Origin of the sequence: Arthrobacter sp. BPSS-3 (genome assembly GCF_044628475.1) — a bacterium.
GTDB lineage: Bacteria > Actinomycetota > Actinomycetes > Actinomycetales > Micrococcaceae > Arthrobacter.
The window spans coordinates 293,269-313,987 of the sequence record NZ_JBIMMV010000001.1; the positions used below are offsets into that span (position 1 = coordinate 293,269).

General features: G+C 66.0%; 24 protein-coding genes and 1 tRNA gene. 20 read left to right on the plus strand and 5 right to left on the minus strand.

The features are described 5' to 3' along the window. The first annotated feature begins 137 nt into the window (after positions 1-137). From ACFVY3_RS01355 to ACFVY3_RS01385, 7 genes are all read left to right on the plus strand, one after another. On the plus strand, positions 138-1,661 hold the full coding sequence (locus ACFVY3_RS01355) for an aldehyde dehydrogenase family protein (RefSeq protein ID WP_400158516.1): 1,524 nt from the start codon (positions 138-140) through the stop codon (positions 1,659-1,661). 93 nt (positions 1,662-1,754) lie between these two features. Then, on the plus strand, positions 1,755-2,171 hold the full coding sequence (locus tag ACFVY3_RS01360) for a DUF779 domain-containing protein (protein ID WP_290256024.1): 417 nt from the start codon (positions 1,755-1,757) through the stop codon (positions 2,169-2,171). 106 nt (positions 2,172-2,277) lie between these two features. Further along, positions 2,278-3,852 carry an amino acid permease gene (locus tag ACFVY3_RS01365; protein WP_400158517.1) on the plus strand — a complete coding sequence of 525 codons (1,575 nt, stop codon included), beginning with the start codon at positions 2,278-2,280 and terminating at the stop codon, positions 3,850-3,852. Positions 3,853-4,099: 247 nt separating this feature from the next. Next, the gene (locus ACFVY3_RS01370; RefSeq protein WP_400158518.1) at positions 4,100-5,083 is read left to right on the plus strand and encodes an ABC transporter substrate-binding protein; all 984 of its coding nucleotides are present in this window, start codon (positions 4,100-4,102) and stop codon (positions 5,081-5,083) included. After that, positions 5,080-5,925, plus strand: a complete 846-nt coding sequence (locus ACFVY3_RS01375) for an ABC transporter permease (RefSeq protein ID WP_400158519.1) — start codon at positions 5,080-5,082, stop codon at positions 5,923-5,925. Before ACFVY3_RS01370 ends, ACFVY3_RS01375 begins: the two co-directional genes overlap by 4 nt. Beyond that, a complete protein-coding gene (locus ACFVY3_RS01380; protein WP_400158520.1) occupies positions 5,922-6,695 on the plus strand; it encodes an ABC transporter permease in 774 nt (257 codons plus the stop codon). Before ACFVY3_RS01375 ends, ACFVY3_RS01380 begins: the two co-directional genes overlap by 4 nt. Before the next feature lie 37 nt (positions 6,696-6,732). Beyond that, on the plus strand, positions 6,733-7,554 hold the full coding sequence (locus ACFVY3_RS01385; protein ID WP_400158702.1) for an ABC transporter ATP-binding protein: 822 nt from the start codon (positions 6,733-6,735) through the stop codon (positions 7,552-7,554). A gap of 120 nt (positions 7,555-7,674) precedes the next feature. Here the strand turns inward: ACFVY3_RS01385 and ACFVY3_RS01390 are convergent, their stop codons facing one another. Both ACFVY3_RS01390 and ACFVY3_RS01395 read right to left on the minus strand, forming a co-directional pair. Further along, positions 7,675-9,171, minus strand: coding sequence for a catalase (locus ACFVY3_RS01390; RefSeq protein WP_290256019.1), 1,497 nt, complete (start codon positions 9,169-9,171; stop codon positions 7,675-7,677). A gap of 26 nt (positions 9,172-9,197) precedes the next feature. Next, the gene (locus ACFVY3_RS01395; RefSeq protein WP_290256018.1) at positions 9,198-9,665 is read right to left on the minus strand and encodes a Fur family transcriptional regulator; all 468 of its coding nucleotides are present in this window, start codon (positions 9,663-9,665) and stop codon (positions 9,198-9,200) included. A gap of 81 nt (positions 9,666-9,746) precedes the next feature. Here ACFVY3_RS01395 and ACFVY3_RS01400 point away from each other — a divergent pair, with 81 nt between their 5' ends. Both ACFVY3_RS01400 and htpX read left to right on the plus strand, forming a co-directional pair. Further along, complete coding sequence (locus tag ACFVY3_RS01400; RefSeq protein ID WP_400158521.1) at positions 9,747-11,018, plus strand: MFS transporter; 1,272 nt, start codon at positions 9,747-9,749, stop codon at positions 11,016-11,018. Between the two features lie 75 nt (positions 11,019-11,093). After that, on the plus strand, positions 11,094-11,963 hold the full coding sequence (gene htpX, locus ACFVY3_RS01405) for a zinc metalloprotease HtpX (RefSeq protein WP_377973237.1): 870 nt from the start codon (positions 11,094-11,096) through the stop codon (positions 11,961-11,963). 114 nt (positions 11,964-12,077) lie between these two features. On the opposite strand, the gene ACFVY3_RS01410 is transcribed toward htpX, so the two are convergent. Then, a complete protein-coding gene (locus ACFVY3_RS01410; protein WP_290256015.1) occupies positions 12,078-12,569 on the minus strand; it encodes a YajQ family cyclic di-GMP-binding protein in 492 nt (163 codons plus the stop codon). A 202-nt stretch (positions 12,570-12,771) separates the two neighbouring features. Between ACFVY3_RS01410 and ACFVY3_RS01415 the strand changes: the two genes are divergently transcribed. After that, positions 12,772-13,026, plus strand: coding sequence for a hypothetical protein (locus tag ACFVY3_RS01415; RefSeq protein ID WP_364133533.1), 255 nt, complete (start codon positions 12,772-12,774; stop codon positions 13,024-13,026). Positions 13,027-13,234: 208 nt separating this feature from the next. After that, positions 13,235-13,316 (plus strand) — tRNA-Tyr (locus ACFVY3_RS01420). Between the two features lie 65 nt (positions 13,317-13,381). On the opposite strand, the gene ACFVY3_RS01425 is transcribed toward ACFVY3_RS01420, so the two are convergent. After that, positions 13,382-14,662 carry a tyrosine-type recombinase/integrase gene (locus ACFVY3_RS01425; RefSeq protein ID WP_400158522.1) on the minus strand — a complete coding sequence of 427 codons (1,281 nt, stop codon included), beginning with the start codon at positions 14,660-14,662 and terminating at the stop codon, positions 13,382-13,384. Then, the gene (locus ACFVY3_RS01430) at positions 14,649-15,248 is read right to left on the minus strand and encodes a helix-turn-helix domain-containing protein (RefSeq protein ID WP_400158523.1); all 600 of its coding nucleotides are present in this window, start codon (positions 15,246-15,248) and stop codon (positions 14,649-14,651) included. Before ACFVY3_RS01430 ends, ACFVY3_RS01425 begins: the two co-directional genes overlap by 14 nt. Before the next feature lie 114 nt (positions 15,249-15,362). Between ACFVY3_RS01430 and ACFVY3_RS01435 the strand changes: the two genes are divergently transcribed. The 9 genes from ACFVY3_RS01435 (at position 15,363) to ACFVY3_RS01475 (ending at position 20,245) form a co-directional block, all read left to right on the plus strand. After that, positions 15,363-15,548, plus strand: coding sequence for a helix-turn-helix domain-containing protein (locus ACFVY3_RS01435; protein WP_400158524.1), 186 nt, complete (start codon positions 15,363-15,365; stop codon positions 15,546-15,548). 79 nt (positions 15,549-15,627) lie between these two features. Beyond that, complete coding sequence (locus ACFVY3_RS01440; RefSeq protein ID WP_400158525.1) at positions 15,628-15,786, plus strand: hypothetical protein; 159 nt, start codon at positions 15,628-15,630, stop codon at positions 15,784-15,786. After that, positions 15,783-16,316 carry a hypothetical protein gene (locus ACFVY3_RS01445; RefSeq protein WP_400158526.1) on the plus strand — a complete coding sequence of 178 codons (534 nt, stop codon included), beginning with the start codon at positions 15,783-15,785 and terminating at the stop codon, positions 16,314-16,316. Before ACFVY3_RS01440 ends, ACFVY3_RS01445 begins: the two co-directional genes overlap by 4 nt. 235 nt (positions 16,317-16,551) lie before the next feature. Next, positions 16,552-17,193 (plus strand): helix-turn-helix domain-containing protein, encoded by a 642-nt coding sequence (locus ACFVY3_RS01450; protein WP_400158703.1) that lies wholly within the window; start codon positions 16,552-16,554, stop codon positions 17,191-17,193. A gap of 9 nt (positions 17,194-17,202) precedes the next feature. Beyond that, positions 17,203-17,637 carry a hypothetical protein gene (locus ACFVY3_RS01455; protein WP_400158527.1) on the plus strand — a complete coding sequence of 145 codons (435 nt, stop codon included), beginning with the start codon at positions 17,203-17,205 and terminating at the stop codon, positions 17,635-17,637. Next, on the plus strand, positions 17,618-18,169 hold the full coding sequence (locus ACFVY3_RS01460) for a helix-turn-helix transcriptional regulator (protein ID WP_400158528.1): 552 nt from the start codon (positions 17,618-17,620) through the stop codon (positions 18,167-18,169). Before ACFVY3_RS01455 ends, ACFVY3_RS01460 begins: the two co-directional genes overlap by 20 nt. 118 nt (positions 18,170-18,287) lie before the next feature. After that, the gene (locus tag ACFVY3_RS01465; protein ID WP_400158529.1) at positions 18,288-18,512 is read left to right on the plus strand and encodes a hypothetical protein; all 225 of its coding nucleotides are present in this window, start codon (positions 18,288-18,290) and stop codon (positions 18,510-18,512) included. 25 nt (positions 18,513-18,537) lie between these two features. After that, positions 18,538-19,182 carry a hypothetical protein gene (locus tag ACFVY3_RS01470; protein WP_400158530.1) on the plus strand — a complete coding sequence of 215 codons (645 nt, stop codon included), beginning with the start codon at positions 18,538-18,540 and terminating at the stop codon, positions 19,180-19,182. 157 nt (positions 19,183-19,339) lie between these two features. After that, positions 19,340-20,245 carry a tail fiber domain-containing protein gene (locus ACFVY3_RS01475; protein WP_400158531.1) on the plus strand — a complete coding sequence of 302 codons (906 nt, stop codon included), beginning with the start codon at positions 19,340-19,342 and terminating at the stop codon, positions 20,243-20,245. The last annotated feature ends 474 nt before the right edge of the window (positions 20,246-20,719 follow it).

Below are 20,719 nucleotides of genomic sequence, written 5' to 3' on the forward strand. Positions count from 1 at the left end.
GCCGCAGCGCGGAACGTGACCCGGATCACCCCGATGCAACCTGGCTGCAACCTTCCCGCTCCTACGCTGGGTGCAGCGGCGGCCCGTGATGTCCCGGCCGCGTCCGCCACCGACCTTGCACAGCAAAGGAGCTAGCAATGACTGTTTACGCACAACCCGGCACCGACGGTTCGAAGGTCCAGTTCAAGGACCGCTACGAGAACTGGATCGGCGGGGAGTGGGTGGCCCCGGTCAAGGGCCAATACTTCGAGAACATCACCCCGGTGACCGGCAAGGCCTTCTGCGAGGTGGCCCGCGGCACCGCCGAAGACATCGAGCTTGCCCTGGACGCCGCGCACAAGGCGGCACCCTCCTGGGGCAAGATCTCCGTCGCCGAACGCGCCGCGATCCTGAACAAGATCGCGGACCGGATCGATGAGAACACCGAGCTGCTGGCCGTCGCCGAAACCTGGGACAACGGCAAACCGATCCGGGAAACCCTCAACGCCGACATCCCGCTCGCGGCCGACCACTTCCGCTACTTCGCCTCCGCCGTCCGCGCCCAGGAGGGCCGGCTCTCCCAGCTCGACGACGACACCACCGCCTACCACTTCCACGAGCCGCTCGGCGTCGTCGGCCAGATCATCCCCTGGAACTTCCCGATCCTGATGGCCGTCTGGAAGCTGGCCCCCGCCCTTGCCGCCGGCAACGCCGTCGTCCTCAAGCCCGCCGAGCAGACCCCGTCCTCGATCCTGGTCCTGATGGAACTGATCAGCGACCTGCTGCCGGCCGGCGTGGTCAACGTGGTCAACGGCTTCGGCGTCGAGGCCGGCAAGCCGCTCGCCTCAAGCCCGCGGATCCGCAAGATCGCCTTCACCGGCGAGACCACCACGGGCCGCCTGATCAGCCAGTACGCCTCCGCGAACCTCATCCCGGTCACCCTGGAACTCGGCGGCAAGAGCCCGAACATCTTCTTCAACGACGTCGCCGACAGCAACGACGCGTTCTACGACAAGGCCCTGGAGGGCTTCACCCTCTTCGCGTTCAACCAGGGCGAGGTCTGCACCTGCCCCTCCCGCGCCCTGGTGCAGGAAGGCATCTACGACTCGTTCATCGCCGACGCCCTGGCCCGGACCCAGAAGATCATCCAGGGCAACCCGCTGGACACCGACACCCAGCTGGGCGCCCAGGCCTCCAACGACCAGCTGGAGAAGATCCTCTCCTACATCGACATCGGAAAGCAGGAGGGCGCCAAGGCCCTCACCGGCGGCGCCCGCGCAGAGCTCGACGGCGACCTGGCCGGCGGCTACTACGTCCAGCCCACCATCTTCGAGGGCCACAACAAGATGCGCATCTTCCAGGAGGAGATCTTCGGCCCGGTGGTCTCGGTGACCCGGTTCAGCGACTACAACGACGCCATGGGGATCGCCAACGACACCCTCTACGGCCTCGGCGCCGGCGTCTGGTCCCGCAACGGCAACGTCGCCTACCGTGCCGGCCGCGAGATCCAGGCCGGCCGGGTCTGGGTGAACAACTACCACGCTTACCCGGCAGGGGCGGCGTTCGGCGGCTACAAGTCCTCCGGCATCGGCCGCGAGAACCACGCCATGATGCTCGACCACTACCAGCAGACCAAGAACCTGCTGGTCAGCTACAACGAGAACAAGCTCGGCTTCTTCTAAGCCGCGGCAGCGGCGGGCCGGCCCCCACCCGGGACCGGCCCGCCGCACCCCCCATTCGCCCCTCCCAGCCCTTTCCGCCTCCAGGAGTCCGCCATGACCCAGCCCGTGCTCGACGCGGCGTCCACCCTCCCCGGCGAGGACTTCTCCAGGGTGGCCCTCACCCCCGAAGCCGTGGAGCTGCTGCGCAAACTGTGGGACCAGCACGGGCCGCTGATGTTCCACCAGTCCGGGGGCTGCTGCGACGGCTCCTCGCCCATGTGCTACCCGGCGGGGGAGTTCATCACCGGCGGCTCCGACGTACTGCTGGGACGCTTCGACATCGCCGCGGACACCGGCGCGGGAGCAGCCCAGCCGATTGAGTTCTGGATGTCCCGCGAGCAGTTCAACTACTGGAGCCACACCCACCTGACGGTGGACGTCGTGCCCGGCCGGGGAAGCGGCTTCTCGGTGGAGGCACCTGAGGGAAAGCGCTTCCTGATCCGCTCCACGCTGATGGACTGGCCGGTTTAAGACACCTTCACCGTCTCACCATGTGGGATTAAAGCGGCCGTCCAGTGGATGGACACTACTATTAATAGGTCCGTTTTCCCCAGCTATAGAGACCGTGGACCTTCCTATGAACCTTTTCCGGACCAAGTCCGTCGAGCAGTCGATGGCCGACGCCGATGAGCCGGGCCGCAAGCTCAAGCGCTCGCTCAGCACCTGGGACCTGATGATCATGGGCGTCGCCGTCGCCGTCGGCGCCGGGATCTTCTCGGTCGGCGCCAAGGCCGCCGCCAACTTCGCCGGCCCTGCCGTCACCATCTCCTTCGCCATCGCGGCCGTCACCTGTGCCCTGGCCATCATGTGCTATGCCGAGTTCGCCACCGCCATCCCCGTGGCCGGCTCCGCCTACGTCTTCACCTACGCCACCATGGGCGAGGTGCTGGCCTGGATCATCGGCTGGAACCTGATCCTGGAACTGTTCACCGCCGGCGCCGTGATCGCCAAGTACTGGGGCATCTACCTCAGCAAGGTCTTCGCGCTGATGGGGCTCGACGTCCCGCCGTCCATCTCCCTCGGCGGGATCGACCTCTACTGGGGCGCCTTCCTGATCGTGGCCATCTTCACCGTGCTGCTGGTGCTGGGGACAAAGCTGTCCGCCCGCGTCGGGAATGTCTTCACGCTGATCAAGATCGCCGTCGTCCTCTTCGTCATCGTCGTCGGCTTCACCTACGTGAAGTTTGAAAACTACAGCCCGTTCGTCCCGGCCTCCCAGCCCACCGGCGGCACCGGCACCACCGACGTGCTCAAGCAGTCCTTCTTCGGCTTCCTCACCGGCGCGGCCCCCGCCCAGTACGGCACCCTCGGCATCTTCGCCGGCGCCGCGCTGGTCTTCTTCGCCTTCATCGGCTTCGACGTCGTCGCCACCTCCGCCGAGGAAGTCAAGAACCCGCAGAAGACCCTGCCGCGCGGCATCTTCGGCGGCCTCGCGATCGTCACCGTGCTCTACATCCTGGTCTCGCTCGCGCTCACCGGCATGGTCCCCTACAGCAAGCTCGCGGAGGCAGAGAGCCCCACGCTCACCACCGCCTTCGAGGCCGTGGGCAACAACGACGCCGCCAAGGTGATCGCCTTCGGCTCGCTGGTGGGCCTGACCACGGTGATCATGGTGCTGCTGATGGGCCTGTCCCGAGTGGTCCTCGCGATGAGCCGCGACGGCCTGCTGCCGCGCTCCCTGTCCAAGACCAGCACCATCCGCGCCACCCCGGCCCGGCTGCAGATCATCTGCGGTGCCGCCGTGGCCCTGGTGGCCGGCCTGACCAAGGTGGACCTGCTGGAGGAAATGATCAACATCGGCACGCTGTCCGCCTTCGTGATGGTCAGCCTGGGCATCCTGGTCCTGCGCAGGAAGCGGCCGGACCTCAAGCCGTCCTTCCGCGTGCCGTTCGGCAAGGTGGTTCCGGTGGTCTCCGCCGTGCTCTGCCTCTACCTGATGACCAATCTGGCTGTGGAGACCTGGATCTTCTTCGCCCTCTGGCTCGTGGTGGGCATCATCATCTACTTCTCGTACGGACGCCGGCACTCCCGGCTGAACGAGAAGTTCGCCGAGGCGCGGGCGTCCGTCAGCGGCCCGGCCGCTGCGGGCACCGGCGAACCCGGCACCGACGAACCCAGCAACGTGGCCTCCGAGAAGGTCTCCCGCCACTAGCGGGCCACCTCCCGCAGCACCGCACAGCGGGGTCATTCCGTCCCGTCCGGCACCGCCGGACGGGCCCGGAGTGGCCCCGCTTTGCTGTGCCCGGCGACCTGTCTCAGAGCCGTAACAATGCCCCGGATGTGGTTGACCTCACAGTAGCCTTAGACCAGACTTGATATTTGAACGTTTGTTCGAAAAGCGAACATTGGCGGTGGTGGGGGCGAGTCACTCCCGGGCCGCAGTGCACAAAGGAGTGAACATGTTACGTCGTACCTTCTCCCTGCTGGCGGCCGCGTCCGTCCTGGCCCTCACGGCCTGCGGCAGCGGATCGCCCAGCTCGACGGGCGGCACCGCCCAGGGCGGGGCCGCCGGCGGGGGAGACCTGACCAAGGTCAGCGTCGGCGTTATTCCGATCGTCGACTGTGCGCCGGTCTACCTGGGCAACAAGCTGGGCTTCTTCAAGGACGAGGGACTCCAGTTGGACATCCAGACGGCCACCGGCGGCGCCGCGATCGTTCCCGGCGTCGTCAGCGGTAGTTTCGATTTCGCCTTCTCCAACCTGATCTCCGTGATGGTCGCCAGGGACAAGGGCCTCGACCTGAAGTTCGTCGCCAACGGCGCTTCCACCACCGGTGAGAAGGGCAAGGACGTCGGCGGCGTCGTCGTCCCGGCCGGTTCCCCGATCAAGTCCGCCAAGGACCTGGCCGGCAAGACCGTCTCCGTGAACAACCTGTCCAACATCGGCGACACCAGCATCAAGTCCGCGATCGAGAAGGATGGCGGCGATCCCTCCTCCGTGAAGTTCGTCGAGGTGGCCTTCCCGGACGCGCCGGCGGCCATCGCCAACAAGCAGGTGGACGCGGCCTGGATCCTCGAACCCTTCATGTCCAAGGCCCTGGCCGACGGCGGCACCGTAGTCTCCTGGAACTTCGTGGATGTCAGCCCCAAGCTGGACATCGCCGGGTACTTCACCAAGGCCGACACCATCATGAACAAGCCGGAGCTGACCCAGAAGTTCACCCGGGCCATGAACAAGTCCCTCGAGTACGCCCAGGCCCACCCGCAGGAAGTCCGGGACATCGTGGGCACCTACACCAAGATCGACGAGGCCGCCCGCTCCAAGATGACCCTCACGCACTGGACGGTCACCTTCGACAAGGACGCCTTCAAGACCCTGGGCGACGCCGCCGCCAAGTACGGAACCCTTTCCAAGGCCCCGAACGCGGGCGACCTGCTGCCGTGAGTGCCGACGCCCTCGCCACCGGCGGCCGCACGACCCGTGCGGGACGCGGCCGCCGTACGGGCAAACGCGCCTTCCCCGGCCAGCGGCTGCTGGGCCTGGCCGGGATCCTCGGATTCCTGGCCACTTGGGAGCTGATTCCTTGGCTCGGCCTGATCGACGCCAAGTACCTGCCGCCGGCCAGTGAGGTGGTGATGGCGCTGGTCCGCGACCTGGGCCTCACCGCGTTCTGGGTCTCGGTGGGGGAGACCATGAAGGCCTGGTTCCTGGGGCTGGTCCTCGCGATCGTCCTCGCCGTCGTGCTGGGCTTTGTGATCGGGTCCAGTACCTTCCTCCGCCGGGCCACCAACTCCACGGTGGAGTTCCTGCGGCCCATCCCGTCGGTGGCGCTGATTCCGCTGGCCGTGCTGCTGTTCGGCGTGAAGCTGGAATCCTCGCTGATGCTGATCACCTACGCCGCCTTCTGGCAGGTCCTGATCCAGGTGTTCTACGGCGTGGCCGACGTCGACATGGTCGCCAACAACACGGCCAAGACCTACGGGCTCGGGCCGCTGGCCCGGATCCGCTACGTCGTCTTCCCGACGGCGCTGCCCTACCTGATGACCGGCGTGCGGCTGGCGGCCACCGTGGCACTGGTCCTGGCCATCACGGCCGAGCTCGTGATCGGTTCCCCGGGCCTGGGCCGGGAGATCGCGCTGGCGCAGTCCGGCGGCGCCATCTCCGGGATGTACGCCCTGGTGCTGGCCACCGGCCTGATCGGCGTCGTGATCAACGCCCTGATGCGGCTGATCGAGAAGAAGACGCTGTCCTGGCACTCCTCCGTCCGCTCCGAGGTGATCCTATGAAAGCCCTGAAAACCCTGGGCTACGTGCTGGCGCTGCCGGTGCTGCTCGTCCTGCTTTGGTGGGCCTCCACCCTGGGCGCGGTGAACTTCTTCGTGCCGACGCCCGCGGCGCTGGTGCAGAAGTTCGCCCAGACCTGGTTCGGCCCGCGGTTCTTCTCGGACGTGCTGCCGAGCATCGGCAGGCTCCTGGTGGGCGTCGTCGCGGCGGTCGCGATCGGCGTCGTCGGCGGCGTGGTGATCGGCTCCGTCCGGTGGCTGCGCGCCCTCCTGGAACCCACGCTGGAGTTCTTCCGGGCCATCCCGCCGCCGGTGCTGGTGCCGGTGCTGATGCTGCTGATGGGCATCACCGACTCCATGAAAATCGCGGTGATCATCTCCGGCTGCGTCTGGCCGGTGCTGCTGAACACCATCGAGGGTGTCCGCGCCGTCGACGGTGTCCTCTCCGACTCGGCCCACACCTACGGAATCTCCGGCTGGGCCCGGGTCCGGTACCTGGTGCTGCCCTCGGCCAGCCCGCAGATCCTGGCGGGTGTCCGCCAGTCCCTCTCGCTCGGGCTGATCCTGATGGTCATCTCCGAAATGTTCGCCTCGTCCTCCGGGCTTGGCTTCACCATCGTGCAGTTCCAGCGTTCCTTCGCCATCCCGGAAATGTGGTCCGGCATCGTGGTGCTGGGGCTGCTGGGCGTGACGATGTCGTTCATCTTCCAGTGGGCCGAGCGGAACATCCTGCGCTGGTACCACGGCCAGAAAGAGGTAGAAAATGCAGCCTGACACCACCCCCGAGGCGGGGACCATCCGGCCGGAGGCCATGCTCTCGGTCCGAGGACTGAAGAAGGTCTATCAGACCGACGGCGGCGACATCGAAGCCGTCCGCAACCTCACCTTCGACCTGCGCGCCGGGGAACTGGCCTGCCTGGTGGGTCCTTCGGGCTCGGGCAAGACCACCCTGCTCAAGTGCATCTCGGGCCTGATGGCGCCCACCGAGGGCGAGGTCCTGCTCGACGGCAAGCGGGTCTCCGGGCCGCCGAAGAAGATGGCGGTGGTCTTCCAGGAGTACGGCCGCTCCCTCTTTCCCTGGATGCGGGTCCGGGACAACGTGGCGCTTCCGCTGAAAAACCAGGGCGTGCCGAAGGCCGAACGTGACCGGCTGGTAGACGAGGCGCTGGAGGCCGTGGGCCTGTCGCACGTGCCGCGGTCCTACCCCTGGCAGCTCTCCGGCGGCATGCAGCAGCGCGTGGCGATCGCCCGGGCCATCGCCTACCAGCCCGAGGTGCTGCTGATGGATGAGCCGTTCGCCGCGGTGGACGCGCAGACCCGCGCCGACCTGGAGGACCTGATCCGGACGATCTGGAAGAAGTTCGGCGTGACCGTCCTCTTCGTCACCCACGACATCGATGAGTCGGTCTACCTGGGCGAACGGGTCATCATCCTCTCCAGCTCGCCCACCGTGGTCCAGGAGGATATCCGGATCGACCTGCCGGTGGAGCGGGACCAGCTGGAGACCCGGTCCCTGCCGCGGTTCACCGAGCTCCGGCACCACGTGTACGAGCAGATCCAGCTGGCCAAGAAGGGCCACCGCCCGGCCGCGGCGGAGCCGGCGCCGGCCGGCAGCGCGGCCAAACCCGCCTGACGCTCGCCCGCCTAAGCCTGGCCCGCCTGACACGTCCGGCACCCCCGACAAACGACAGCGCCCCGCCGCGGAAGATCCGCGGCGGGGCGCTGTTGTGTCCTGCTGTGTGTCCGGGGACACTTAGGCCATCTTGTTGGCGGCCTCGGCGTCGGACGGGTTGGCGGCACCGAGGTTGGAGCGCAGCTTGGCGCCGAGCTCGGCGTCGACGTTGGTCCAGTACTGGATGGCGCGTTCCTTGATGTCGGCGTTCTTCACGCCGCCCACGGCGGTGGTGATGGTCTCCAGGAACCGGGCCTTGGCGGCGTCGTCGTAGACCTCGCGGTACATCGTGCCGGCCTGGCCGAAGTCGTCATCCTCGGCGTGCAGGGAGTGCGCGGAGAGGGTGAGTGCGCCGTCGTTCTCCCAGCCGCCGGCCGGGTTCTGCGGCTCGACGGCGGCGGGGCCGCCCAGGGAGTTCGGTGCGTAGACCGGAACGGTGGGCGCGTTGAAGTGGTAGCGGGCCGCGCCGTCCTGGCTGTAGTTGTGCACCTCGTTCTTCGGGGCGTTGACCGGCAGCTGGGCGTGGTTGGTGCCCACGCGGTAGCGGTGCGCGTCCGCGTAGGAGAAGATGCGGGCCTGCAGCATCTTGTCCGGGGAGGCGGCGATGCCCGGGACGAAGTTCGACGGCGCGAAGGTGGCCTGCTCGATCTGCGCGAAGTAGTTCTCCGGGTTCTTGGTCAGCTCCATGGTGCCGACCTTGATCAGCGGGTAGTCGCCGTGCGGCCACACCTTGGTCAGGTCGAACGGGTTGAAGCGGTAGGTCTTCGCGTCCTCGTAGGGCATGACCTGGACGTGCAGGTCCCAGGCGGGGAAGTTCCCGGCGTCGATGTTTTCGCGCAGATCGCGGATGTAGAAGTCCGCGTCGTTGCCGGCCAGTTCCGCCGCCTCGTCGTTGGTCAGGGACTTGACGCCCTGGTTGGACTTGAAGTGGTACTTGACCCAGAAGCGCTCGCCCTCGGCGTTGATCCACTGGTAGGTGTGCGAGCCGTAGCCCTGCATCTCGCGCCAGGTGGCGGGCAGGCCGCGGTCACCCATCAGCCAGGTGACTTGGTGGGCGGACTCGGGGGAGAGGGTCCAGAAGTCCCACTGCATGTCGGCGTCCCGCAGGTGCGAGCCCGGCAGACGCTTCTGGGAGTGGATGAAGTCCGGGAACTTGATGCCGTCGCGGATGAAGAACACCGGGGTGTTGTTGCCCACGAGGTCGTAGTTGCCCTCGGAGGTGTAGAACTTGATCGCGAAGCCGCGCGGGTCGCGCAGGGTGTCGGCCGAGCCGGCCTCGCCCGCGACGGAGGAGAAGCGGATCAGCATGTCCGTCTCGGTGCCCGGCTGGAAGAGGGCTGCCTTGGTGTACTTCGAGACATCCTCGGTGGTCTTGAACGTACCGAAGGCACCGCCGCCCTTGGCGTGCACGACGCGCTCCGGAACCCGCTCGCGGTTGAACTGGGCGAGCTTTTCGATCAGGTAGTGATCGGTCAGGATGATGGCGCCGTCGGCACCGACGGACTGCGAGTGGGCGTCCGACGTGACCGGCGCGCCGGACTGGGTCGTGGACACGGGCGCAGAAATGTTCTGAGTCATCGTTCTCCTCAATTGTTGTTGTGAACCTAGTTGCTGTGGGCGGGCAGTTTTTGGGTGCGCTGGCACTCTTCGCAGATGCCCTGGTACAGGACGTCGGCGATCTGGATGGTCATCGGTGCGGTCCCGGAGCCCCAGTGCGGGGTCAGGCAGGGGGCGTGGCCGACGGCGCACTCGACGTCCTCCACGCGCCCGCACCCGATACAGACGGCGTGGTGGTGGTTGTCGCCCACCCGGGTCTCGTACAGGGCGGGGGAGTGCGGGGGTTCGAAGCGGCGCAGCATTTGCAGCTCGGTGAGGTCGCCAAGGACCACGTAGACCGACTGCGCGGTGAGCTCCGGGAGTTCCTCCCGGGCGGCGGCCAGGATGCGCTCGGCCGGCGAGTGCGGGTGGCGTTCGACGGCGTCGAGCACGGCCAGCCGCTGCTTGGTCACCCGGCGGCCGTGGGCGCGCAGGGCGTCGGCCCATGCGTCGCTGCTGCCCGGGTTAGCGTTCATGGACCCATTCAAGCATCTATTTTGAGCAAGTCGCAATAAGGCTGGACTTAGTTAGCCTTGCCGTCCTATTAGAGTTGCCGGGTGGGGAAATTCCTGGCTGACATCACGCCGCTACGCGAGAGCCCGGCGTTCCGCCGCCTGTGGCTGGGAACCGCGGCTTCCGCCGTCGGCAGCCAGCTCACCCTGGTGGCCGTGAGCCTGGAGGTGTACCGCCTCACCCAGGACAGCTTCTACGTGGGCCTGCTGAGCATCTTCGCCCTGGTCCCCCTGATTCTCGGCGGGCTGCTGGGCGGATCGATCGCCGACGCCCACGACCGGCGCCGGGTGGCCCTGCTGGCCTCCTCCGTCCTCTGGCTGACCACCGGCTGCCTGGCGCTTCAGGCCTGGCTGCAGGTGGGCAACGCCTGGCTGCTCTACGCCCTGGTGGCGGTCCAAAGCGGCGCCCAGGCCATTAACCAGCCGGCCCGCAGCGCCATCATCCCGGTATTGGTCCGCAAGGAACTGCTGCCTGCCGCGAACGCCCTGTCCATGATGAGCATGGGCCTGTCCATGACCGCCGGGCCGCTGCTGGCCGGCGTCCTGGTGGCCACCATCGGCTTCGCCTGGACCTACACCATCGACGTGGCCAGCTTCGCCTTCGTGGTCTGGGCCCTGGTCAAGCTGCCGGCCATGCCGCCGGACCGGGTGACGCACCGGGCCGGGCTGCGCTCTGTGGTGGAAGGCTTCCGCTTCCTCGGCACCCGACCCAACCTGCGGATGACCTTCGTGATCGACCTGATCGCCATGATCCTCGCCCAGCCGCGGGCCCTGCTGCCGGCCATCGGCGCCCTGATGATCGGCGGCGGTGAGGCCACGGTCGGCATCCTGCTGGCCGCCACCGCCGTCGGCGCCTTCCTGGCCGGGCTGTTCTCCGGTCCGCTGGGCGGCGTCCGCGCCCAGGGGACCGCCGTGGTCTGGTCCGTGATGGGGTGGGGCGCCTCGGTCGCCGGGCTGGGGCTCGTCGTCGTCCTGGCCGGCCGCTCCGGAGGTGCCGGGGTGACGGCCTGGCTGATTCCCGCCGCGCTCTGCTGCGCGCTCGCCGGCATCGCTGACTCGGTCAGCGCCGTCTTCCGCACCACCATCCTGCAGTCCGCAGCGCCCGATCATCTCCGCGGCAGGCTGCAGGGCGTGTTCGTCGTGGTCGTCGCCGGCGGGCCTCGCGTGGGGGACCTGCTGGCCGGCGGCGCAACCAAGCTGCTGAGCGAGGGCTGGGTACTCCTGGCCGGGGGCGTCCTGTGCGCCGTGGCGGCCTGGCTGGTGGCACGGTGGCAGTCCGGTTTCCTGCGCTATGATGCCCGGAACCCGGTGCCGTAGCAGTTCGTTTCCAGAGTGGAACGGGCCCGGTGTTTCCGCACCGGGGGACGGTTCCGGTTTGGCTTGGGAGGATCTGTGCACAACCATCACAACGGCCTGAAGACGGCCGCCCTGTTCGGTGCCCTGTGGGCGGTGCTGCTGGCACTGGGTGCCCTGATCGCGTCCGGGACGCGCAGCTCGGCCCCGCTGTGGATCATGGCGCTGATCGGCGTCGGCACCACCTTCTACGGCTACTGGAACAGCGACAAGCTCGCCATCCGGGCCATGCAGGCCTTCCCGGTCGCAGAGGCCGAGGCGCCGCAGCTGTACCAGATCGTCCGGGAGCTTTCGGCCCGGGCCAACCAGCCGATGCCAAGGATCTACATTTCCCCGACCATGGCGCCCAACGCGTTCGCCACGGGCCGCGATCCGCAGCACGCGGCCGTCTGCTGCACGCAGGGCATCCTGCAGCTGCTGGACCTGCGGGAGCTCCGCGGCGTCCTGGGGCACGAGCTGATGCACGTCTACAACCGGGACATCCTCACCTCCTCGGTCGCGGCCGCCGTCGCGGGCGTGATCACCTCGGTGGGGCAGTTGCTGCTCTTCTTCGGCGGCGGGGACCGCCGGAACGCCAACCCGCTAGCCCTGCTGGCCATGTCCATCCTGGCGCCGTTCGCCGCGTCCCTCATCCAGATGGCGATCTCCCGCACCCGCGAGTACGACGCCGACGAGGACGGCTCGGCGCTGACCGGGGATCCGCTGGCGCTGGCCTCGGCGCTGCGCAAGATCGAACAGGGGGTGCAGCTGGCGCCGTTGCCGCAGGACCAGCGGCTGGTCAACGCCTCGCACCTGATGATCGCCAACCCATTCCGCGGCGGGGGCATGGCCCGGATGTTCTCCACCCACCCGCCCATGGCCGACCGGATCGACCGGCTGGAGCGGATGGCGGGCCAGCGGCTGGGCTAGGGCCCTTCAGCTCACCGCCCCGCGAGGCTGAAACCGCCCCGCGACACGGAATAGACCTGCCGCTGCCGGAATACCGGGAGCGACAGGTCTTTTGCGCGTCGAAATTGAGGGAGCTTAGCTGCGGAAGTTCACGAACTGCAGGTCGGCCTCGTCGAAGTTCTTCAGCAGGGCCATTGTCTCCTGCAGGTCGTCGCGGGACTTCGAGGTCACGCGGAGCTCGTCGCCCTGGATCTGGGACTTCACGGACTTGGGCGCCTCGTCGCGGATCAGTTTGTTGATCTTCTTCGCCAGATCCTGCGCGATGCCTTCCTTGATGCTCGCCTCCAGGCGGAACTCCTTGCCGGAGGGGTAGGGCTCGCCGGTGTCCAGGGACTTCAGCGAGATGCCGCGGCGGATGAGCTTGGACTGCAGGACGTCGAGGACGGCCAGGACGCGCTCCTCGGAGTTGGCCTTCATCAGGATCTTCTCGCCGCTGAAGTCGACCTCGGCGCCGACTCCCTTGAAGTCGTACCGCTGGGCCAGTTCCTTCTGGGCCTGGTTCAGCGCGTTGGCAACTTCCTGTTTGTCGACCTTGCTGACGACGTCGAATGTGGATTCGCCTGCCATGACTGTCCTCCTGCTATTTGTCGGTGATGTTTCACTGTGCCGGCCCTCGGAAAGGGCGGTACTTCCTGCCATCCAGCCTAATACGGATGGCCCGGACGGAGCGGGTGCGTTCACAGTCGGCTCAAAGCGAAACGCGGGTGGGAACGAAGGTTGGCCCGGCAGGGTTGAAGGCGTTGACAGAGTTTCACGAAAGGCAGGGCCCATGAGCCGCAAAGCCATCCAATACGTCACCGCCACCACCGCTGCGGCCGCCGGTTCACTGACGACGGCGGCCACCTCCATGGCCGCGGCCGCCCTGGCCGCCTCGGTGGTCCTGAGCCCCGCCGCCGGGACGATCGCCCGGCTCGACGGCGTCCACGCCGACCTCGCCCGGGCCGTCCAACTGAACCAGGTCACGTCCGAGCAGGCGGCCCGCTTCGAGGCCAGGCTGGCCGGACGCATCCTCGGCGAATCCTGACCGCAACCCACTTAGCCGCGGCCCGCTTCCGCCGCGGGCTGCCGCCGTCGTTCCGGCCCTCGAGCGGCCTTGGAGAGGGGCTGCGGGGCCGATTCGATTCTTCGGCGGAAGTTCTGTAAAGTTGTCTTGCCCGCGGTTGCCGGACACGGAACGAACTGGAAACAGGACGAACCAGGACGGTGGCGCGAGTGATCTTCTTTTGAAGTTCGGCAGATTACCCGAGCGGCCAAAGGGGGCTGACTGTAAATCAGCTGGCAACGCCTACGGGGGTTCGAATCCCTCATCTGCCACAGTCCCGGATTTCCGGGGAATTTAGACCCGTTCGGATCTCTTCGGAGGTCCGGGCGGGTCTTTTTTATTGCTCTGTGAGCACAGTTGTGAGCACACCGCTGCGCACACGCGGGTTTCGGGCCGGCAATTGGGAGGAAATTCCCTCCGCTGCAGCCTTGGCTGTCGCGTCGAACATGTGCCCGTACAGGTCGCGGGTGATCGCACTGTTGGAGTGCCCCAGCATCTTGGAAACGATGGCGACGTCGGTGCCGTCCTTGATCGCCAGCGAGGCGGTGAGATGCCGCATGTCGTGGAATCGCATCAGGGGGAGGCCGGCCTTCTCCACCAGCGCTTCGAACAACTTCGAGGGGTAGCCAGGCCGCAGCTGCCGGCCATCCTCGTACGTGAACACCCGGACGCTGGCTTGGTACGCCTCGCCCCACTGGTCTCGCTCCGCGGCCTGCTGGATCTGCCAGGCGACCAACGCGCCGGCGGCACGATCGTTAAGCGCCACGCGACGGTCCTGCCCGGCAGCCGTCTTGGCTGACACCTCCTTGACCTCCGCGCCCACCTGAACGAGCTGCACCCTTACGGTTAGGGTCCTATTTGCGAGATCGACGTCTTCCCAGCGCAGGCCGCAGAGCTCGCCGCGTCGCATGCCGGTGAGTATGGCCACCTCGAAGAGGGGAGCGAGTCGGTGACCGACCTTCCCGTTGGGCCGCCCATGGCTGTCCACGTTCTCGAAGTCCGCTATGTAGTCGAGGAACTCGCCCGCTTGGGTGGGCTCCCACACCTGTATGCGCTTCTTGTGAGCCTTCGGGAGGCGGACTTGGGCGGCGGGGTTGTCCTCGATGAGATCCTCGCGCAGAGCGTCGCCAAGGGCCGATGACAACGTGGCGTGAATCCGCTTGATGGTCACCGCGCCGCGCCCATCGTCCTGCAGCTGCTGCACCAGCCCGGACACCTGATACTTCCGCAAGCTGGTGAGCTGCAGGTGGCCCAGAACGGGAACGATGTCGTTCTCGATGTAGCGCCGGTACATGCGAACGGTTGAGGGCTTGAGGCCGGCGTGCTGCTCATGCCGGTCAAGCCACTTCGTCAGATACTCGCCAACCTTGATGCGGTCGAACTTGAAGTTCTTCGACATCAGCTTCTTCTCATCAGCGTTCTTGGCCGTGCGCGCCGCCTCCGCCGAAGGGTACTTGTAGCTGGTCACGTACCGGCGCTTACCGGTAACAGGATCGGTACCGGCCGACAGTCGGTAACCCCATGTGCCATGCCGCGGGTTCTTCAGCTTCGGGCACGCCTTCCCGTACTGCTTGCCCGCCTCATCACGGCACCCGCAGCGCCGGCTAACTTCCGCCATCTTGGTTCTCCTCGGCTCCCTGAAGGCGGCCCAGCAGTCCGGATTCAGGTAGTTCTTCTGTTTCGGGTTCGTAGTACTCCGATGCTCGCTGGATGTTGAAGTTACTCAGCACCGACAGGATGTCGTCGTGACCCTCGATCTGCACGGATGGCTGGTTCAAAACAGCCTGCTTTGCGTCCGATACAAGAACGTATTGGGCTGAGACCATCCCTTGCAGAGCGCGCTGAGACTTGTCCAACGCCCTCACGCTCCTGGCTATCCTCTGCATCTGCTCATCGCTTGATGCGCTGAGGTCTGAGGCCAGGGATTCCGCCGGGATAGCCAGAGTCCCCGTTGTCACTGTGCGGACATCGGCGGGCGGCAGAAATAACTGCGCTAGAGGGATTTCCAAGACGTGGGATACGGCAAGGACCTCATGGGCAACCATGGCCCGGTCTCCGCTCTCCATCATGTAGATCGTTTGCCTGGGCCAGGGCTTGCCGAAGATCTCCCCAAGACGCTCCCCGAGGACCGCGGCGGTCATTCCTAGCGCATCCCGCTTCGTGCGGACGTTGTGTCCGATCACCTGGGTGATTGTCCAGTCCATATGCATCCTTCCATTGTTGGTGGTCTCAAATATGTCAGGAATATTGAGTGTTGACAAGTGCTGCAAGGTGCCATAGATTATGACTGTCAGCTTCTAGGGAACCAAGGAGGGCAGATGCACCAGCAACAGGAAGAAAGCCCCACGCTCACCGTGGCGGAGGCAAAAGAGATCGCAGGCATCGGGATGAGCCAGATGTACGCGGCGATCAAAGAGGGAACAATACCTTCGCTCCGGATCGGCCGGCGGATCTTGATCCCTCGCAAGAAATTCATGGCCCTGCTCAATGGCGAAGCGGCCTGAGCCCAAAAAAGAAACGGCCCGGTAGCTGTAACTACCGGACCGTCAGTCGAACCCCAACCAACCAGAAGGAATCCGAATCATGTTCAACACACAGCTTAGCCCCCGCGGTCCCGTCAACGTCAACCGTCCGGCCCCGACCCGTCAGAACCCTGGCGTTGTCTACGGCCAGCGCGGAACCGACTTCCAGCGCCTCACCGGCCGCACCATGCCGGTCTTCATCAAGGGCGGCACCAAGTGAGCACTGCAACCCTGACAACTGCCCGCACGCTTCTCTACGACCCTTGGGAGCACGTCGCCGAGCTCGGCATCGAGGTCAACGCGACCAATCTCCCGGGATACATGGTCGCAGCGACAGATGCCAAGGCGATCTGGATCGACAAGCGTCTCTTCACCTGGGAAGCGACCAACGCACTGGCTCACGAGATCGTTCACTGGGAACTCGGTCACAGCACGGCCCAGCCGGCATGGATTGAGCGCTCCGTCAACGCATTGACTGTCAGCCGGTTGTACCCGGACTGGTTGCTCGAGCGCGCTCCAATGGAAACCATGTGCGGGCGCGACGTCAACGCCTGGCTCTACGAAGAGACCGGCCGGCAAATGACCGGCGGCCAGCTGCAGGACATGGCGGGGCTGGGCGGGACCGGCGTGTGGGGCGATCTGCGTAATTGCACAAAGGGCTTCGACGGTTCTTGCGAGCACGGCCGCCAGTACCCCAAAAGCTCGCGCACACGGGACTGGCTGAGCCTCATCTCCGGACGGCTGTCGTGACCTCGAAGGAACTTAGTAGGCATCTCGGCGCGCCCAGACCCCAAGCGGCGCAAGGCCGGCCGCCGAAATCGGTAGGCGGTTCGACCTGATTTTCAGCTTGTTGGGCCGCTTGTATACAAGGGAAAGTCGCAGGGATGGCCGAGGCCAAGAACTCTAAGAGGGGAGGTGAATGATGGGAGCTGACCACTCGATCTTCACTCGTGAGCCGCTGGGCCGGTTCGAGTGGGAGCGTCTAATGCGCCGGGCCATCATCAAGCCGCCCAGCGTCAAGCTGCTGGGCCTCGTCATGGCGACCTACGCGAACTCGGACGGCACGCGAATCCGACCCGGGCAGAGGCGCCTGGCAAACGTCATGGGAACCAGCATCAGCACTGTGGAACGAGGGCAACGCGTCCTTGAGAGTCTCGGATTCGTGGAGATGACCTATAAGGGCCACTCAGCGGGGCGCGGCCGGCCAGGAGGTTATGCCAGTGAGTACCGGCTAACAATCCCATCGGACCTTTTAGACCGGATTCCCATGTTGGAGCCGGACGAGAGTCACCCAGCAGAGATGAAGGGTGATTCCGATAATCACCCAGCACCTACGACGTGTGAGTCAGAGAAAACACCCGTCAATGGTGCGGAATCACCCGTCAATCCGTCCCAGTCACCCAGCACTCATGACGGCCCACCAGAACACTCTCACCACAACAAAGAACATCAATCAAAAGAGTCGGTCGCCAAAATGCCTACCTCACCTATGGCACGCAGGAACTTCGCGATGACCGCCGATTCCTTTTCCCCAGAACCAAGCATCCAAGAGCAGCGGGAGCGACAGTCCCGACTCCTCTTGCAGCGCCAAGCCGAGTACGAGAAATCCCAGAGGGAGACCGCCTAGACCATGACCATGAACCTCCAAGAGCTGATCCTGCACCGCAAGGGAGACCGCAGCTACCCGCAGCTCGCCACGGCCGCCGGCGGAGCCGTCACTAGCCGGACCCTCCAGAGCATCACCAAGGATGGATTCACACGCTTCCCCGACGCCGCCACACTAACCGGCATCGCCAAAGCCCTCGGCCTCCAGGCCCGTGACGTGGTCCTCGCAGCAGCCACAACCCTCGGCATCGACGTCGATGACGTATGTAGTACTGACGCCATCCATCCCGGCGCCCGCGAGATTGATGACCTCGGTAGTACCGACCCCGTCCGGCCAGGCACCCCAGAACCCGAAGAACAGATCTACTACTGGCGCAACCACGCCGAACACTACAAAGCCCGAGCGATGGTAGCGACCGCTACTGCTACCGGTAACCGAGGGGGCCATGCGCATGCGCGTAGGTAAGCCCGATGGGCGCGTTACCGGTGAAGAGCAGGTAGCCCTGGCTGCTGGCTTCGGGGCCCGGCTCCGGGAGCTGCGCGAGGCGGCCGGCATGACCCGGGCGCGGTTGGCTTCGCTGGCCGGTGTCGCGGAGATGACTGTCGACTTCCTCGAGACCGGTCACCGCCGCCCCGGGAGGACGACGCTGGCGGCTATGGCGGCGATCCTCAGCCCCGAGAATGCCGGCGGGGTAGAGGCGGAGCTGAGTGGCCTTGCCGGTGGCTCCCTGCGGCCTGGGTGGAAGCGCGGCACACCGCCGGGGGAGCGGGGCATCACCGTCGCGCAGGCCAGCCGGGCGCTGCAGCTGGCCAGGGACGGCCGGGCACTCGCCAAGAAGGTCCATGGGTATCGCCCCAGCGCAGCGGCGGAGCGGCACCTGCAGAGGGCTGACGCGGCGGTGAAGGACGCGCAGGCAGATCTCCGCCGGGCGGAGAATCTCGCAGCGATCGGCCCGCGCATCGCACAGGTGGCCACGACTATTACGGGGGAGGTGTGACCCCATGTCAGCTGATTGACCATCAGCTAACCGGCCCAGAAAGGCCGTTATTCCAGGTCAATTTTCAGCGGTGATCACAACGTGAGCACCCACCGACGACCCCAGGAGACACGCCATTATGGCTAACTCAGATCACTACACCGACCCGACCGGCCACCACATCAACATCGGCGCCATGCAGGACGCCCTTGGTCCCAACTGCGCCGAATGCGGCCGCACCATCATCCCTCGGGCCAGCGGCGGCACCGTAGCGGAGCCCTGGCAGCACGCCATGGATTGCTCTTCGTACCGGCCTCACCCGGACTCCATCGCCGGCCAGCCTGGCTACGTCCCCTCCACCTAAGCCAACAGATAGGACCCTCCCAACCATGAGCACCACATCCGAATACCTGCAGGAACTCAATCACCTGTCCCGCGACTACCGGATCTCCGTCGAAGAGGCCAGTGCGCACACCAGCGAATTCCTGACCGCCGAGGGCTTGCGTGACCGCCGAGAGAAGATGATTGCACAGGCGAACTTCACCCACGCGGCCAAGCTGCGGCAGCTCCAGGCCCGCATGGACACGGCGGCCTACCGTATTCAGTCCCGGGCCCAGGAAGCGCTGCCCAAAGCACCTGCCAGCACCCGCGACAGCTGGGAGCGGGTCAAGATGCTCTTGGACGCAGGCCAGTCCTTGGCGCAGGTCATCGGCAAGGCCGATGCTCAGAGCCTCCACGCGATCCGTGAATGGGCGCCGACCTGGCTCGACGCCACGTCCAAGGGGAACACCACGGACCTGGCTCCGTTCGAGCGATCGATCGCGGAGCGGTGGGCAGAGCTCGTGCCGAACGCCGAGCCGATTCGCGAGTACATCGACAGCGCACCCGACGTCGCCACTTTCAACCAGATGGCCGAAAGCTTCGGCAACCGGCTGGAGGGCCGCGAGTCCTCCTTCGGGTCCTTGTCGGACGCCTTCGCCGCCACGTACGCCGGCCAGCAGGCCAAGGTGAACCTGGCCTCGCTCGAGTCCTAGGACCCCTTCAGATCGGTCTGCCGCCGGGAGTCCAAGCCCCGGCGGCAGACCAAACCATAGGAGATTCGCCGGGGACGGCACGACTCCGTAGAAACTGCCGTCGGGTGTGCAGCACCCGACGGCAGACCCAAGGCCACTACCCCCAGGAGAATCAGCAATGCCCCAACCAGGAAAGCCCTCAGTAGCAGGCGAAGACTTTCTCGTCCGCAAGGTCCAAGACCTCGAGCGGACGGTCAAGGAACTCGCCGCGGCGAACATCTTCGGCCCAATGGGCATCAAGCCCCGCAAGGGCGGCATCAATGTCCTAGGCTTCGTCAACTCCCTCAGGGAGGACGGCACGGTCGGAGTCAGCATGGACGATGACGGGGTGTTTGTCGTCTACGACGCTGCCGGCACCACACCCGTTGCGCGCTTCGGGCCGCTCGACAACAGCGCACCCGGCCAATACGGCGTGGAAGTCCTCGTCGGTACCACGTGGGTCCAGATCGGGGCGCAGACCACCACGTGGTCAACCGTCAGCGGCAAACCAGACACCTACCCGCCCGCGGCGCACAAGCACGTCGGGGCGGACATCACCTCTGGCACTGTGCCCCAGGCCGATGGCTCCCAGTACGGGTGGACTAACAACGTCGCCGGCACCTCGTTCTACCAAGTCTGGGTGGGCAACGACGGCGGGTACCACTTCGGCCGCAACACCAGCTCAATCCAGTACAAGGAAAACGTTCGGGCCCACAACACCGACCCGGCCAACGTGCTCGCCCTCCAGCCCGTCATCTACGACCGAATCGACGGCGGCACCAACGAATACGGCCTGATCGCTGAACAGGTAGCCGAGCACTTTCCAGAGCTGGTGATCTGGTTCGACGGCAAGATCGACGGTCTACGCTACGACCTGCTCCCCGTCGCTCTGCTCGACGTCGTCCGTGACCAAGAGAACCGCATCAGGGCCCTGGAAGGCAAAGAACCCCTTCCCGCCCGTCCGACGGTGCCCAACGTTCCGGCATCGGGCGCACCAGCGGAACAACCTCAGCCGCTGCCCTTCGACATCCAGGAGACGCCGTGAACCTGCCAGCCGCCAACGTCCGCACCCTCGACCGGGCCCGCGCCCTCCGCGCCGTGCTCGGCTTCCGAAGCAATGACGCATTAGCCGTGGAGCACGTCGCCCGAGACGCGTCCTCGGACACCGAGCCTGAGGCGGTGGCCATGCTTGTCCTAGCCCTAACGGAACTCGCAGCCAATTTTCTAGGGCCTGATCCGACAGCCGATGAAAGGCTGAGGGAGATCCTTCTCGAGCATGCGCGGCGGGACGCTGAGCCAGGCGCGGGACCCCACCAGGGCAACTGACTCGCAGTGGCAAGGTAGACGCTCCCGACCAGCGCGGGGCGTCCTCCTGTCGATGCCGAGAGTGGGTCAATCCCAACGGAGGGTGGTGCTCGGAGGCCGGGCATGACCATTGGCCTAATTGACTTGCGTGTGGCCGCTCATTATGTTCTAGGTGGGTTGCCGGATGCCCCCATGCCGGTGCCCGCATCCGAAA

Bases quoted from the DNA above. Each gene is read 5' to 3' on its own strand.
- ACFVY3_RS01355 (WP_400158516.1), top strand. From the start codon at position 138: ATGACTGTTTACGCACAACCCGGCACCGACGGTTCGAAGGTCCAGTTC.
- ACFVY3_RS01360 (WP_290256024.1), top strand. From the start codon at position 1,755: ATGACCCAGCCCGTGCTCGACGCGGCGTCCACCCTCCCCGGCGAGGAC.
- ACFVY3_RS01365 (WP_400158517.1), top strand. From the start codon at position 2,278: ATGAACCTTTTCCGGACCAAGTCCGTCGAGCAGTCGATGGCCGACGCC.
- ACFVY3_RS01370 (WP_400158518.1), top strand. From the start codon at position 4,100: ATGTTACGTCGTACCTTCTCCCTGCTGGCGGCCGCGTCCGTCCTGGCC.
- ACFVY3_RS01380 (WP_400158520.1), top strand. From the start codon at position 5,922: ATGAAAGCCCTGAAAACCCTGGGCTACGTGCTGGCGCTGCCGGTGCTG.
- ACFVY3_RS01385 (WP_400158702.1), top strand. From the start codon at position 6,733: ATGCTCTCGGTCCGAGGACTGAAGAAGGTCTATCAGACCGACGGCGGC.
- ACFVY3_RS01390 (WP_290256019.1), bottom strand. From the start codon at position 9,171: ATGACTCAGAACATTTCTGCGCCCGTGTCCACGACCCAGTCCGGCGCG.
- ACFVY3_RS01395 (WP_290256018.1), bottom strand. From the start codon at position 9,665: ATGAACGCTAACCCGGGCAGCAGCGACGCATGGGCCGACGCCCTGCGC.
- ACFVY3_RS01410 (WP_290256015.1), bottom strand. From the start codon at position 12,569: ATGGCAGGCGAATCCACATTCGACGTCGTCAGCAAGGTCGACAAACAG.
- ACFVY3_RS01415 (WP_364133533.1), top strand. From the start codon at position 12,772: ATGAGCCGCAAAGCCATCCAATACGTCACCGCCACCACCGCTGCGGCC.
- ACFVY3_RS01425 (WP_400158522.1), bottom strand. From the start codon at position 14,662: ATGGCGGAAGTTAGCCGGCGCTGCGGGTGCCGTGATGAGGCGGGCAAG.
- ACFVY3_RS01430 (WP_400158523.1), bottom strand. From the start codon at position 15,248: ATGGACTGGACAATCACCCAGGTGATCGGACACAACGTCCGCACGAAG.
- ACFVY3_RS01435 (WP_400158524.1), top strand. From the start codon at position 15,363: ATGCACCAGCAACAGGAAGAAAGCCCCACGCTCACCGTGGCGGAGGCA.
- ACFVY3_RS01440 (WP_400158525.1), top strand. From the start codon at position 15,628: ATGTTCAACACACAGCTTAGCCCCCGCGGTCCCGTCAACGTCAACCGT.
- ACFVY3_RS01450 (WP_400158703.1), top strand. From the start codon at position 16,552: ATGCGCCGGGCCATCATCAAGCCGCCCAGCGTCAAGCTGCTGGGCCTC.
- ACFVY3_RS01455 (WP_400158527.1), top strand. From the start codon at position 17,203: ATGAACCTCCAAGAGCTGATCCTGCACCGCAAGGGAGACCGCAGCTAC.
- ACFVY3_RS01460 (WP_400158528.1), top strand. From the start codon at position 17,618: ATGCGCATGCGCGTAGGTAAGCCCGATGGGCGCGTTACCGGTGAAGAG.
- ACFVY3_RS01465 (WP_400158529.1), top strand. From the start codon at position 18,288: ATGGCTAACTCAGATCACTACACCGACCCGACCGGCCACCACATCAAC.
- ACFVY3_RS01470 (WP_400158530.1), top strand. From the start codon at position 18,538: ATGAGCACCACATCCGAATACCTGCAGGAACTCAATCACCTGTCCCGC.
- ACFVY3_RS01475 (WP_400158531.1), top strand. From the start codon at position 19,340: ATGCCCCAACCAGGAAAGCCCTCAGTAGCAGGCGAAGACTTTCTCGTC.